Consider the following 13,255-nt stretch of genomic DNA (forward strand, 5'->3'; position numbering starts at 1 on the left):
GGTACGTCTACACCTTCATCTCCGAGCAAGCGGTCCGGTCGGTGAAGGCGAAGATCCGTGCCCTGACACACAAGACATCGCAGTGGAACCTTGCATCGATCCTGACCCGGATGGGCCAGATAATGCGAGGCTGGGCCAATTACTACAAACATGCCGTGGCAAAACACACCTTTAGCAAACTGGACGGTTTCATGTTCTGGAGACTCGCCCATATGCTGAGGAAGCGCCACGGCTGGAACTGGGGACAGCTCCGCCGCCACCTGACCGCCGTCACTGGGCGGTGGCGGATCGCGGCGGACGGGGTCGAGTTTTTCCGGATTGAGAAGGTGACGGTCTCCCGTTACACCTACCGGGGCGACAAGATCCCGGCCCCTTGGCCGACCACGAACCCCGCCTGACGGCAGAAACCGTGGAGAGCCCGTTACCGAGAGATCGGTACGGCGGGTTCGGCGAGCGGTCCGGGGAAACGGACCGGTGGTAACACCGGAACCGCGCCCCGGGCCGACTCAACACGCGGGTGCGCGGGATCTCCGCCCGCTCACACACCTTGTCCCACCACCGGTTGACGTTGTGCGGATCGATCCGGTTTCCGGTTGCCGTGGTGAACACCAGCCCGGGATCCGCCCACTCGTACGCTTCCGCTCTGGCCTTGCCCGGTTTGTCGCGTTCTGCGAGGAGCTGCCGCACATCCGCACTCGCCGGGCGCAGCGCCGACCAGAGCGGTGTCCATGAACGCGAGGCCACCTTGCGCAACCCCCCGCTATGGCCTCAACAACGATCCCGAGGTCACGACCTGCGCCCGCGACGTGCTCGCGGCCACCAGCCCACCCAACCGTCACTGTGATCCCCGGTGATGGTGCCCTCGGCGGACCAGACGGTGCGTTCTACGACCGGCTCGCAGTCACCGTGACCATCCAGGACACGCCCTGAACTCAGATCTCAATCACGATCTTGCCGCGTCCATGACCGGATTCCAGGTCACGGTGGGCGGAGGCCGCGTCCTCAAGTCGGTAGCGTGACCGGATCGCGACGGAAAGGTCTCCGCGCTCGACATACTCGACCATCTCGCGCAGCCCCCTGGTGCTGCGCGTGCCGGCCCAGTCGCTGACACCGAGGGCGGCGATCTCGTCGTTGAAGATCATCGTTACCACTCTACCGACGTCACGGGCGAGTTCGACGGCTGTGCGCAGCCCCTCCACCTCGAAGCCGAACGCGGCGTCGATTCCGGCGGGCGCGATGTTTCTCACGCGGTCGGTGAGCCCGGGTCCGTAGGCGACGGGGATCGCGCCGAGCGACCGGACATACTCGTGATTCGCTGGCGAGGCGGTGCCGATCACCGTCGCCGCGCCACGGATGCGCGCGAGCTGTGCGGCTATGGCGCCGAGGCCACCAGCCGCAGCGTTGATGAGCACGGTCTCACCCCCGGTGACCCGCATTCGGCTCAGCACGTTGCGCGCGCCTTGCGCATGGCCCGGGAATCCGCCCGCGACATCCCATGGCACTGCCGGCGGCTTTCGGACCACCTGGCCCGCGGGCACGACGATGTGCTCGGCATACGCCCCCAGGGTGCTGAACCCAAGCACCTCGTCGCCGACACGCGGCCCTGTGACGTCCGCACCGACCTCGTCGATGACGCCGGCGAACTCGTTGCCGGGCACGATCGGCGGGTCTCCGACGAACTCGCGCGGGAACTCGCCTGCCCGCACGCCGAGGTCGAAGTGCTGCACGCCGGCAACTCTGACGCGCACCCGCACTTCTCCCGGCCCGGCGTGCGGGGCCGGGAGAAGTGCCACGCCCAGCACGCCCGGTGGTCCGAAACGGTGAACAACCGCTGCTCGCATGGTCGTGCTCTCCTTCGTCGGGCTTCTCGCATGTGCGGAGCGACTTATTCCGCACATGCTACCGTTGCGCGGAACGTTTCGCTCCCCACAAGAGGCGGGTGGAGGCATGGCTACGTCCCCATGGCCGCGGGCGCTGGTCCCCTTCCGGTCAGATCAGTACCGGCTTCTGGCGGGATCGTTCGCGCTCAGCCTCGTCGGCAGCGGGATCTGGACCGTGACGGTGGCGTGGCGGCTTCTCGACCTCGGCCACGGGTCCGCCGGGCTCGCGATGGTCGCGTCAACCACCACCGCCGCGCTCGTGGTCACCGCGCTCGCTGGCGGCGTGCTGGCTGATCGGCTGTCCCGGCGGAACCTGATCGCCAGGATCGGAGCGGCCAAAGCTGCCTCGGTGGCGACGGTCGTCGCGGCGGACGTCACGGGAGAGCCTGGCCTGCCGCAGCTCGTCGTGGTGGCCGCGGTGCTGGGCGGCGCCGATGGGATCTTCTTTCCGGCGTACTCGGCCTCAGTCCCCTCGGTCATCCCGGAGGCCGAGCTGCTGGCAGTGAACTCGATCGAGTCGCTGCTGCGTCCCGTCATGCTGCAGGCCGCCGGCCCGCTGGTCGCCAGTGCACTGATCGGCCTTGCCTCACCAGTTGTCGCCTGGGCCGGCACCGCGGTAGCGTTCGCGGGCTCAGCCGCGTGCGCGGCCGGTATGCGGCGTGATCCAGCACGGGTGAACCCACCCGGCGGAGGGTTGGCGCTGCGACAGAGTGTGGCTGACCTGAGGTCGGCGGTCGTCTACGTAGCGACGACACGGTGGCTCGTGGCAACCCTGGTCTTCGCGGTCGCCGTGGTCCTCGCCTACGCCGGCCCGATCCAGGTGCTGCTTCCGGCGGTCGTGCGCGACCATGCGCACGGCGGACCGGAAGACCTCGCCCTTGTCACGGCCGGCTACGGCACCGGAGCGATCGTCGGCTCGCTCGTGATGGCCTCGACGCTCATGCCTCGGCGCTATCTCACCGCGATGCTGCTCATGTGGGGCGTCGCGTGCGTCCCTCTGGCCGTGATGGGTGTCTCCGATCACGTGTGGCTGATGGCGCTCGCGTTGTCGATCTGCGGGGCACTCGTCGCCTGCGCGGGGACGCTGTGGGGAACGCTGCTCCAGCGGCGCGTCCCGCACGAGATGCTCGGCCGGGTCTCAAGCCTGGACTTCTTCGTGTCTCTCAGCGCGGCACCGGTCTCAGCAGCCCTCGTCGCACCCGCCGCCGAGGCCTGGGGCATTCCCGCCGTGTATCTCGTCGCCGGTATCGCTCCGCTTACCGTGGCGGTTCTCGCCCTCACGCTCGGCGGACTGCGCCGCGACGAGCTGGCCCACCCCCTGCGATAGGGGCCCAGCGCGCTGGACGCTCGGGTCCGGGACCGGGCCGGACGTCCCCAGGAGAGCGCGGCGGGACGCGTGCTCCTACCCGCTTCCCTCCTCGGGCCACCGAACGGCGAGCAGGCGCTCGCTGGGCGGCGAACTCGGGAGGCCGGCGCGCGGACCCGCGGCGAGGCCATCCAGCGCGATCGCGATCAGGCGCCGCCGCGCACTGTAGGCCTCGGCGTCGAGAGCCTCGTCGCCGAGGTCGCGAATCTGCTCGACGAGCGGTGATCGCCCGAGTTGCTCGATGAGCAGCAGGATGTCAGTGGCCGTCACATCATCGCGCAGCCCGCCGGAACGATGGGCGCTCACGACGAGCGCCCCGAACGCCGCGTCCGCGCGGACCGCGACGTCTCCCAGTCCACGCGGCGCCAGGCCCAGTCGCCCGAGCGGCGCGAGCGTACCCTGGCCGTACTCGACGCTCTCGACCACAAGCGCGCGGAGGCCGCCCCACGGATCGGGGTTCGCGACCGCCCTTTCCACCGCGGCGGCCCACTGCTCGTTCGCCAGCACCAACAGTCGCTCGAACAGCGCGGTCTTGCTCGTGTAGCGCCGGTACAGGGTGCCCACCCCGACGCCCGCGGCCTCGGCGATCGCCGCCACCGACGCGCGCGCCCCCTCACGGGCGAACACGAGGCGCGCGGCGGCCAGCAACGCGGCGTCGTTGCGCGCGACCTCGGCCTGCCGCGCCCGCCGCTGCCTGGAGATATCCACGCTCCCAATCTAAATGTGCGGAGTCAGACACTCCGGGAGGTGTGGCAAGCACGTGTTCCACACCGAATCGAACACCCGTTCCCATGCCGGGCGGCTCCGGGCGGGACCGGTGGCCGCGTCGCTCGCCAGTCCAGGCGAGCCCCACACAAAGATGATCACCGCTGCGAGAATGGTCGCTGCTGCCGGATCAAACCGCCAGAGCCAGCAGCCCGGTTCCGGGAGCCGCAAGCAGGCCAGCCACCACCACCTCGCAGAGGCCGGGAACGCGAACCGGCAAAGCGCCGCCGCAGATCCGCCGTGTTCATGCCCTCATGATCGGGCTGAGGTTGACGGGGGCGCCTCTGGTGGCGGGCTCTGCCCCGCAGCGCCGCAAGGTGGTGCCTGCTCGGAGTGGCCGGATTGTCTGCTCTTGGTGCGGAACGGCCGCATCATCCGCCGGGAGTGCCGGCGGCCGGGAGGCATGAGGCTCGGAAGTCCGGGTTGGCCGGAAATCCGCCGACGCCGCTGACAGCAGCCGTCGACGGCCGTCGACGGCGCGGCCGTCCCCGAGCTCACGGCCGACCAGCCTCCAGTACTGCATCCCGAAGCAGGCGGCCGAGGCGCCGGACGTCTGGACCACCTACCTGTTGACGCCGTCGTTCGTCATCTTGCGCCGTCCGCGTCATGCCGTCTGCCGGAACCGGCCGGATTCAGGACCGGGTCAACGCATGTGCATAACGTCGTGCATGCTCCGGGCGGTCGAACGCCGGACTTCGTCCAGAATTCCCACGTAGATGTCCGTCGTGCTCGCCAGTCGCGTGTGCCGCAGAAGGGCCCGGATCTCGTTCAGGTCGACGCCGGCCGAGAACAGCAGCGACGCCGCAGTGTCGCGCAGATCGTGAACGCGGGTGCGTGGGATGGTCCGGATCTCCCTCCATTGGCTGCATCTCGGAGACCTCGATCCTGTCCGCGGCCATGAGGGTGGTGAAACATCCCCGTACTGGGGCCAGTGTGCCCCGCCTGCCCATCGAAACCGGCGGCTCGCGCGATGGCCGATGAGGGGTTCCGCGAAGTCCGCCATGACGGCCACGTTGACAGCCAGGCCCCTGGATGCGGGCGGACGTCGACGGACGCCAGTGGACGGAACGCCTGTGACAGCCGTCGGGGTCGGCGGTGCGTTCCGGTCAGCCGCGCTCGGTTTCCGGCACACTGCGCGGCGGCGGGGCAGCGTGGGCCTCCATGGCCCTGGCGCCCAGGGACGGTCTCCTCGCACCCCTGACGGGGGCGGTTTGCGCCGCGGTCGTCATCGAGGGTGTGGCGGACGCGGCGGACGCGGCGAGCGCCCTGGTCGGCGCCTCGGGGGCGCGGCGGACGGCTCCGTCCCGGCGGCCACGCCGTCGCAACAGGTGGAGGAGCGCGGGCAGCACCGTGGCACGGAGTACGAAGGCGTCCAGGGTGACACCGGTTGCCAGCCCGACCCCGATCACCTTCATGAGGCGTGACGGCTGGGCGGCGACCGCGGCGAAGATGAACAGCATCACCAGGTTCATGGTGAGCACGACGTGGCCGATCTCGGCGTGGCCGGTGGCGATCGGGCCCTTGTCTGCCCGCCGCGCACGCCGGGTGGTCAGGGCTGGCGGGTCACGGTGTTCGCTGAGCCCGACCAGCAGGTTCAGGTTGAGCCCGGGAGACAGGCTGATCACCGCGATCAGGATGAGTGCCAGGAACGACGGTTCGACCGGTCCGCTCGTCAGCCCGATGGAGCGGGCGAACGCATCGGTCTGGAACAGCAACGCGATCTGTCCTGCCGCCGCGAGCGCGGACAGGACGGCGGTGGCCGCGAGGGCCGCGGCAGGCAGCGCCGAGCCCAGCAGCAGGAAGCCGAAGAGGGCGAACACCACCAGCACCACGGCGAACAACTTCGTCGTCGCACCCTGGAAGTCGGCGGCGATGTCGGTTGATATCGCGGTGGCGCCACCGATGTAGATCCGCGCCGTCGTGTCGCCGACCAGCGTGGGCGTGACCTGGTCGCGCAGCCTGTGCAGCAGGTCGACGGCTTCGGGAGTGCGGGGGGCGGCTTCCGGCAGGATGCGGATCATGGCGAGGCCGCGCTCCGGGTTCTCGGCGCCCAGGGCCGCGTCCTCGACGCCCGGTGTCTTCGCGAGGACGGCGACTGCTTCGGCGGCGGTGACCTGGGAGCCACGACGGTCCAGGAGGGCGAGCATCGGCCCGTTGAGCCCGGGGAAGAACTCGGCGCTGAGCAGATCGTAGGCCCGGCGGGTGCTCATCGACGTCGGATCGACGCCGTCGTCAGCACCGCCGAGATCGATCGGAACCGCCATGGCTGCGAAGGTGACGAGGACCAGGGAGCCGATGACCGCGGCGTGGGCCGGCCGGCGTTCCATCCAGCGCGCCCACCAGGCGCGTACCCCCGGACGCTGCCGCAGCCCGGCTCCGGTCGTCTCCACATGGTGTCGTTCGACCCAGCCGAGCAGGTGCGGTCCGCCGAGGGACAGCAGCGCCGGCAGCAGTGTGATCATGATGAGGGCGGTCACGACGCCGGCGGCGACGGCGCCGACAGCGATGGCGTCGAAGGAGCTCAGATCCAGCTGCACGACCACCGCCATGGCCGCCGCGACGGCGAGACTGCCGACCGCGACGGCCGTACCGGACCGTCCGCTGGCCTCGCTGGCCGCGTCGACCGGACGGGCCCCGGCGCGCAGGCTCTCCTGCGCGCGGTGGACGACGACGATCGCGCCACCGAGGCTGGTTCCGGCGGCGATGAGGCCTGCGAGCAGCAGCGCCAGAGGCGTCGTCGTCAGCAGGTGGGAAAGCACCACGGTGACCCCGACGGCGCTGATCGTGCCGGCGCCCACGGCGGCCGCGCACAGCGCGACGGCGAACCGGGAGCGCAGCGTGATGCCGAGGAACAGCACGGCGCCGAGGGCCGCGATGAGCAGCGGCCCTGGCGAGACCGTCGTGGCGTTCAGCGCGGTCGCCCCGGGGCCGGCTACCTCCACCTGCAGGTCGGGCCCGTCGTAGGCACGGGCGATGTCGATGATCCGCCGGGCCGCGTCCCGGTCCGGTTCGAGCGCCGAGCTTTTCAGAACGACGGAGGTGATCCCGGTCCGGCGGTCGGCGCTGATCGGCTGGGTGCCGAGGACGAGCGGGCCGACCGGGCTGAACGGATCGGCCACGATCACGAGGCCGGGCAGCTTCGTCAGCTCGGCTGTCATCGCGGTGACCTGGTCATGGGCCGGCGGGTCGTCGAGCGTCCCCCGGCGGCTGTGCAGCACCACCGAGGCGGTGTCGTTCAGCTTCCCGCCGGGAACCGTCTCTCCGGCCAGAGCCAGCGCCCGCGCGGAGTCCGAGCCCGGGACTGCTACGTCGGCGCTGGTCCGTGGGCCCTCCGCACGCGCGTAGAGGGCGATGCCGAGGACTCCGACGAGCCACAGCACGAGGACTGCCCAGCGGTAACGCCCGCACACCGTCGCGAGAGCTCTGGCTCCGCCGGCCGCCGGATGGGACTTTTCGGTCATTCTAGACAAAATATTGGGTGCGTTCCGTATGTCAATGGATCGCCACTGCGACAGTTACCTGCGACGCATCGCGCGGGCCGCACCGCGCCGTGTCTCAACCAGCACCTACTCCGGCTCACGGAAACAAGGTGTTGGTGTTGGGGTTGGGGTTGGGGCGGGACGGGGCGGCAGGCCCTCCGGCGGTGACGTTGGTGAAGCCGCGCCCCCGGGACGGTCGCGCATGGGCAGAGGCGGCGGGCGCCTGGGCGCTCCGCCGCCTCTGGTCCGCGGAGGCTCAGTAGTTTCCGAGCCCGCCGCACACGTTGAGTGCCTGGGCGGTGATGGCGGCGGTACGCTCGCCGGCCAGGTACTCGACCATCGCGGCGACCTCGTCGACCTCGACGTACCGCTGGATCGGTACCCGGGCGGTGATGCGCTTGAACACCTCGCTCGTCGGCACGTCCCAGATTCCGGCATAGTGCTCGCGGACGTTCGCGGCCATCGGGGTCTCGACGAAGCCGGGGCAGACGGCGTTGACCGTGATTCCGGTGGCGGCGAGTTCCAGACCGAGCGCCTTGCTGAAGCCGACGACGCCGTGTTTCGACGCCGAGTAGGGGGCGGCGTGCACCACCCCCTGCTTACCGCCGGTCGACGCGATGTTGATGATGCGTCCCCAGGACCTGTCACTCAGGCCGCCCACGGTGAGGACGGCTTTCGTCATCAGGAAGACGCTGTTGAGGTTCGTGTTGATCACGTCGAACCAGAGCTCGTCGGTGATCTCCGCGGTGGCGCCGCCGCCGCTGCGGCCCGCGTTGTTGACGAGGATGTCGATGCCGCCGAACCGCTGCACGGCAGCGCCGACGAACCGCGTCACCTGTTCCGGCGAGGTCACGTCACAGGGGCTCCCGTCCACCTCGAGGCCCTTCTCGCGCAGGGACTTCACGGTGTCGACGAGCGCGGCCTCGCCGCGCGCACAGATGTAGACCGCGGTTCCCAGCCCGGCCAGCCTTTCGGTGATGGCGAGACCCATCCCGCTGGTGGCACCGGTGACGATCGCGACGGGCCGGTCAGGACGTGACATGAGCTGCTCCTGTTCAGGGACGCGGAACATGGGCCCCGCGGGGGAGGCCGGACGCGGGTCTCCCTGCCGGGTCTCCAGGTACGCGGCGGGCGTGGGCGGTTGCCGCCGTCGCTGGTGAGCCTGGCGCCCCGTCCTCGAACTTCGCTCGCATCGTCGTGGGGCCGCACGTGTGCGGCAGCCCGCGTGCCACGGTTCCGCGGGTCGGGAGCGCCACGGGTCGCGGAGTGCCACGGGTCGGGAGTGCCACGGGTCGGGAGTGCCACGGGTCGGGAGCGCCACGGGCGAGCCGGTCTCGAGTGGGCCGCGAGCGGTGCCGGTGATGGTGAGGACCCGGTCCGAGCCGAGCCGCCCCTGTCGGCCCGCACTCCGACCACGACCGACCCGGAGGTACCGGATGGCCCCGTCGCCCTTTGCCGATCTCTACGCCGAGGTGCAGAACTTCTACGCCCGTCAGATGCAGAGCATGGACCAGCGCGACTTCGTCGCCTTCGCCGGGACGTTCACCGAGGACGGCGAGTTCAGCCACACCCCCGGGCAGCTCGCGCGGGGCCGTGCGGACATCATCGCGGAGCTGCGGGAGTTCCACCGTCGTTTCGACGGCGACCCGGTGGTTCGCCGGCACTGGTTCGGCATGACCTGCCTGGAGCCGTTGGACGGGCAGAGCTGGCAGGCGACCTACTACGCGTACACGGTCAACACCAGGCCCGGCGCGGCCGCACCGACCATCGGCCCGAGCTGCCTGGTGACCGACGTGCTGGTCCGCACGGCGGCGGGGCTGCTGAACCATTCCCGGTACGTGCGTCAGGACCGACTTCTGCTCGAACGCTAGCCACGTCGGCGGGCCCGGCCCCGCCCGGGCCTTCCAGACAGGCCGGGCGGGCCGGGCCGCAGCAGGACCAGGTCGTGCCGATCAGACCGTCGCCGCGGCGTCGGCGGCGTAGCCCATGGTCACGCTGCTGTTGCGGCCCAGAGCCCGCCGGACGTAGGCACGGGCGTCGGCGATGCTCTGGCCGGGCCCGAGAACGTCATGGACGGCGGCAGGATCCAGCAGCACGGTGTGACGGGCGGTGAGCACGGCGCCGCCCGGCCCATCGGCGAAGGTCCACAGACCGCTGTGGCCGAGCAGGAGACGCGGTGTCTGCAGCTGCTTGTAGGCAATCCACCCGGGCGGGGCGCACACGCGCAGGGACCGGGTGCTGTGCGTCGAGCCGTCGTCGGTGACGGTCTCCATCTCCAGGTCCTGGACGCCGGGCGACGGCTCGGTCATCCGGACGGCGCGGACGTGCGGCAGCCGGCTTGCCCAGTCGCCGGCGCGGGCGACGAACCCGTAGGCGTCCGTCGCCGCACCCGCTGTCACGCGCGTGTCGGTGAAGCTGAAGAGCACGTCCTCCACCGGATGCCCGCACTCGGCAACCTGGGTCAGCGCTGCCAGTTCCTCCGCGCTGTTGCGGTCGAGCGCGGATGTGATCCACTCGACGGAGTCCGCGGCTGCCTCGAACCCGTGCCGAAGGATCACCTCGCAGCCCCTGCCGGGCAGCTCGTCGATCTGCCACTCTCCGTCCATCGCGTCGATCGGCGGGCGGCTCACCTCGCGGGCGAATCTGAGGCGCAGGCCGTGCGGGTCGAACCAGCGCCGGGAGACCCAGCTCGTGACGGAGCCGTTCACGCTGGCCCAGATCTCGACACGCTCCTCCTGGGAGGTCGACGACAGGCGGTGCGCATACACACAGGGGCCGAACACGGCAGGCCAGACGGTGACGTCGGCGAGCAGGTCGTACACGGCGCGGGCTGGCGCCGCGACGAACTGCCGGTGCTCCGTGCGGTGGGTGTACCGGACGTTTGGCGGGTTCTGGGTGCCCATGGACTCGCTGCCCCTCTTTCTCTGCTGCGTCGAGATGTGGTGGCCCGCGCCGTATTCGACGCTGCCGCCCGTGGCTCGAAGGACGCTCGAGAGCGGGTCGGAGTTCACCGGGAGGACATCCAGCCGAATCCCCGCTGTTTCTCGACCTAAATGGTCGACTTTCCGGCCGCAATCAGGTGACACATTCTCTCGATCCGTGATCCGCACGGGCCCGGGCATCAAGGGAACGGAAGCGCCGTCGTGGAAGGGCATTGACCTGTCGTCGGCACCGACACAATGACGGCCGACGGCGCCGGCCGGGGACGACGAGGCCGCAGGACGGTGCGGGCGACAGCAGGCGGGAGATGTGAGCGAGAACATCACCATGAATCGGCACGGCTGGTCATGGCAGACCTCCACCGCGAGAGATCGGGCTGCTCGGCACCTGACGGTGGTGCGGCCTTCGGTACGAGGTTGTCATTTCGGGTCCGCAGCACAGGTACGGACCGTCGTCCGCCACGCCTTTTCCTGGGGGTCGCTCCGCCTGAAACGTCGAGGACAACGACTCGCGAAGCCGGCCCCCGCGGACGGCGCGTGACTCCGGCGTTGAGTTCCCGGTAACGGAAAGGCGGAGGGCGCGTGTCCTGTCGATGCACTGGAGCGGCGGGGCGAGGTCTTTTCTGCCCCCGCGCCGTCGAAAAAGATGCGTTCCGGTTCACCATGAATGTTTCTCACGCCTCCCGGCCTGGATCGGGTGTGGGCCCGACCACGTCCGGATCGTCGCCGTGATGCCTGCCCGCCGGTAATCGAGAGGTTCCGCCGGCCTCGGGTAAATCCCGCGCCAACCCGGGAGGAACGCGGGTCGGACCTGCGTTTCCGCCCGCCCCGGCATCTCTGTGCTGGTCTGCTCGGTGCGCGGTCGGCAGAAGATCCTCCCGCCTTCGGCGGCGGCCGGGATCGGTGCCATGCCGGGAACAGTCCGCAACGATGTTCCGGAACCGCCTGACCACCTGGGCACGCCACGGCGCCAGCCGCGGGGGCGGCCTTCGACGTCGCCTCAGCGGCCGTTCCGCAGCACCGTGACCTGCGGTGCTCGGCGGCCCGACGGCCGGGGCACCGCCTCACGCGCTGAGCAGCTCCTGCTGGAGGAGCCTCAGCTCGGGAGCGGGTGTCACCCCCAGCTCCGCGTCCAGGATCCGCCAGAGGTTCTGGTAGGCCTGCAGCGCCTCCGCCCTCCGCCCGCACTTGTGCAGGATCCGGATGAGCTGCGCGTGCAGACTTTCGTTCAACGGGTTCTCGGCAACCAGGAGCCGCAGCTTCGGAACCAGCTCCTGGTACCGCCCCAGCCGCTGGTTCGCCTCGATCTCAAGCTCGTTCGCGGTAAACCTGAGTTCATTGACGTAGGTGACGTGTGCTTCCAGCACAGGACCGATCTTCATACCGGCCAGAACCGGGCCGCGCCACAGCCTCAGCGCTTCGTCGACTCTGTCTATCGCCTTCTCCGGATCACCTCCGTCCAGAAATCTGCGGGCTTCTCCCACTCGCCGCTCGAAGATCTTGACGTCAATCTCCTCCGCATCCGCGCGGATAGAGTAACCGGACGGCTCCGTAGCCAGGATGTTACTTCCACGGACCATGGTGGAAAAGATCTTTCGCGCATGGTAGACGTACGTCTGCAGAGTGGTGAGCGAACTTCGCGGAACGTTTTCCCCCCACAGTTCGGCAATGAGGGTGTCGACACTTACCGTGGTTCCACTGCACACCAGAAGAAGGCCCAGCATCTGACTTATCTTTGATTTGCTCGGAAAGTACGACTCATCGTCCCCAGATATAATCTGGAATCGGCCGAGCAGATAATACTTCATCGTCCCTCCGGGATCTTCAAGAAACTTGAAGATGACTGGGCGACCGCCTGGCCGCAGACACGGTCCGTGACGAACGCGGATGGAACAATCTCAGACGCCTGCAGTGGGATCGTAGCCCGTCCTGTCACACCCAAGTGCACCTCGTGCCGCAACCAGGCCGATGTCGACGTGGACCGGGACAGAGCGTCCGCGTAGTATCACCGGCCCCGCACCGCCGATCGGCCAGATCACCCGGCCGTCCGGCCAGGTCTGTTAGCTCTTACGGCTGGTTTCCGGGCCCAGCAAGGAACGCAAGACTGCCGATCTGGGGGCTCTCCGCGCTATCCGAGCGCGCGAAGCGGCGTCATGTTCGGCGGTTCGAAGGGATGTCACATGTTCGACAGTTCGGTATCCGTGGTTGTCGCCTATCACAGCGGCTACGGGCATACGACCAGAATGGCCACGGCCGCACGCGACGGCGCAGCGATGGTGACCGGCGCCAACGCCGAGATGATCATGATCGAGACCCTGGACGACAGTCACTGGGAGCAGCTCGACGCGGCTGACGCGATCATCTTCGCCTCGCCGACGTACATGGGGTCGGCGAGCCCGGCCTTCCACCGGTTCGCTCACGACTCCAGCTCCCGCTGGCAGACCCAGAAGTGGAAGGACAAACTGGCTGCCGGCGTCACGACCTCGGGCTCGATGAGCGGCGACAAGCTCCACACGCTGCAGTACTTCACGCTGCTCGCGGCGCAGCACGGAATGCACTGGGTGAACCTGGATCTGCTGCCCGGGTCGACCGACGCGGATCTGAACCGGCTGGGTGGGTGGCTCGGCGCGATGGGCCGTTGCCCCGGCGACCAGGGGCCGGAGGCGATGCTCGAGTCCGATCTGCGCACAGCGGCCCACCTCGGCCAGCGCGTAGCCACGCACGCCCAGCTGCTGAGCCACGCCAGGGCAGCCTCGCCGGCGGTCATGGCGTAGCGCGCGGCAGAGACGAGCCGAGACGAAGCGGCGCCGGCGAGCAGTCTGCTCG

The 13,255-nt window shown here is 69.5% G+C and carries 10 protein-coding genes; 4 read left to right on the top strand and 6 right to left on the bottom strand.

The window, feature by feature from the left end; all coding sequences use genetic code 11:
• A partial coding sequence (locus AB1460_RS11895) for a group II intron maturase-specific domain-containing protein (RefSeq protein WP_368961094.1) occupies nucleotides 1-398 on the top strand: 398 nt, incomplete at its 5' end.
• A gap of 534 nt (nucleotides 399-932) precedes the next feature.
• On the opposite strand, the gene AB1460_RS11900 is transcribed toward AB1460_RS11895, so the two are convergent.
• On the bottom strand, nucleotides 933-1,841 hold the full coding sequence (locus AB1460_RS11900) for an NADP-dependent oxidoreductase (RefSeq protein WP_368961095.1): 909 nt from the start codon (nucleotides 1,839-1,841) through the stop codon (nucleotides 933-935).
• A gap of 106 nt (nucleotides 1,842-1,947) precedes the next feature.
• On the opposite strand from AB1460_RS11900, the gene AB1460_RS11905 reads away from it, so the two are divergent.
• On the top strand, nucleotides 1,948-3,207 hold the full coding sequence (locus AB1460_RS11905; RefSeq protein ID WP_368961096.1) for an MFS transporter: 1,260 nt from the start codon (nucleotides 1,948-1,950) through the stop codon (nucleotides 3,205-3,207).
• Nucleotides 3,208-3,282: 75 nt separating this feature from the next.
• Here AB1460_RS11905 and AB1460_RS11910 read toward each other — a convergent pair whose 3' ends face one another.
• From AB1460_RS11910 to AB1460_RS11920, 3 genes are all read right to left on the bottom strand, one after another.
• Nucleotides 3,283-3,954, bottom strand: coding sequence for a TetR/AcrR family transcriptional regulator (locus tag AB1460_RS11910; RefSeq protein ID WP_368961097.1), 672 nt, complete (start codon nucleotides 3,952-3,954; stop codon nucleotides 3,283-3,285).
• A 1,163-nt stretch (nucleotides 3,955-5,117) separates the two neighbouring features.
• Nucleotides 5,118-7,472: an MMPL family transporter gene (locus AB1460_RS11915; RefSeq protein WP_368961099.1), complete on the bottom strand. Its 2,355-nt coding sequence runs from the start codon at nucleotides 7,470-7,472 to the stop codon at nucleotides 5,118-5,120.
• Between the two features lie 274 nt (nucleotides 7,473-7,746).
• A complete protein-coding gene (locus AB1460_RS11920; protein ID WP_368961100.1) occupies nucleotides 7,747-8,532 on the bottom strand; it encodes an SDR family NAD(P)-dependent oxidoreductase in 786 nt (261 codons plus the stop codon).
• A gap of 394 nt (nucleotides 8,533-8,926) precedes the next feature.
• On the opposite strand from AB1460_RS11920, the gene AB1460_RS11925 reads away from it, so the two are divergent.
• Nucleotides 8,927-9,361, top strand: coding sequence for a nuclear transport factor 2 family protein (locus AB1460_RS11925; protein WP_368961101.1), 435 nt, complete (start codon nucleotides 8,927-8,929; stop codon nucleotides 9,359-9,361).
• Between the two features lie 81 nt (nucleotides 9,362-9,442).
• On the opposite strand, the gene AB1460_RS11930 is transcribed toward AB1460_RS11925, so the two are convergent.
• Together AB1460_RS11930 and AB1460_RS11935 are read right to left on the bottom strand one after the other, a co-directional pair.
• Nucleotides 9,443-10,393, bottom strand: a complete 951-nt coding sequence (locus AB1460_RS11930; RefSeq protein ID WP_368961102.1) for an aromatase/cyclase — start codon at nucleotides 10,391-10,393, stop codon at nucleotides 9,443-9,445.
• 1,100 nt (nucleotides 10,394-11,493) lie between these two features.
• On the bottom strand, nucleotides 11,494-12,237 hold the full coding sequence (locus tag AB1460_RS11935; RefSeq protein WP_368961103.1) for an AfsR/SARP family transcriptional regulator: 744 nt from the start codon (nucleotides 12,235-12,237) through the stop codon (nucleotides 11,494-11,496).
• A gap of 372 nt (nucleotides 12,238-12,609) precedes the next feature.
• Between AB1460_RS11935 and AB1460_RS11940 the strand changes: the two genes are divergently transcribed.
• On the top strand, nucleotides 12,610-13,203 hold the full coding sequence (locus AB1460_RS11940; protein WP_368961104.1) for a flavodoxin family protein: 594 nt from the start codon (nucleotides 12,610-12,612) through the stop codon (nucleotides 13,201-13,203).
• The last annotated feature ends 52 nt before the right edge of the window (nucleotides 13,204-13,255 follow it).

The sequence above is a fragment of the Parafrankia sp. FMc2 genome, assembly GCF_041008525.1.
Classification (GTDB): domain Bacteria; phylum Actinomycetota; class Actinomycetes; order Frankiales; family Frankiaceae; genus Parafrankia.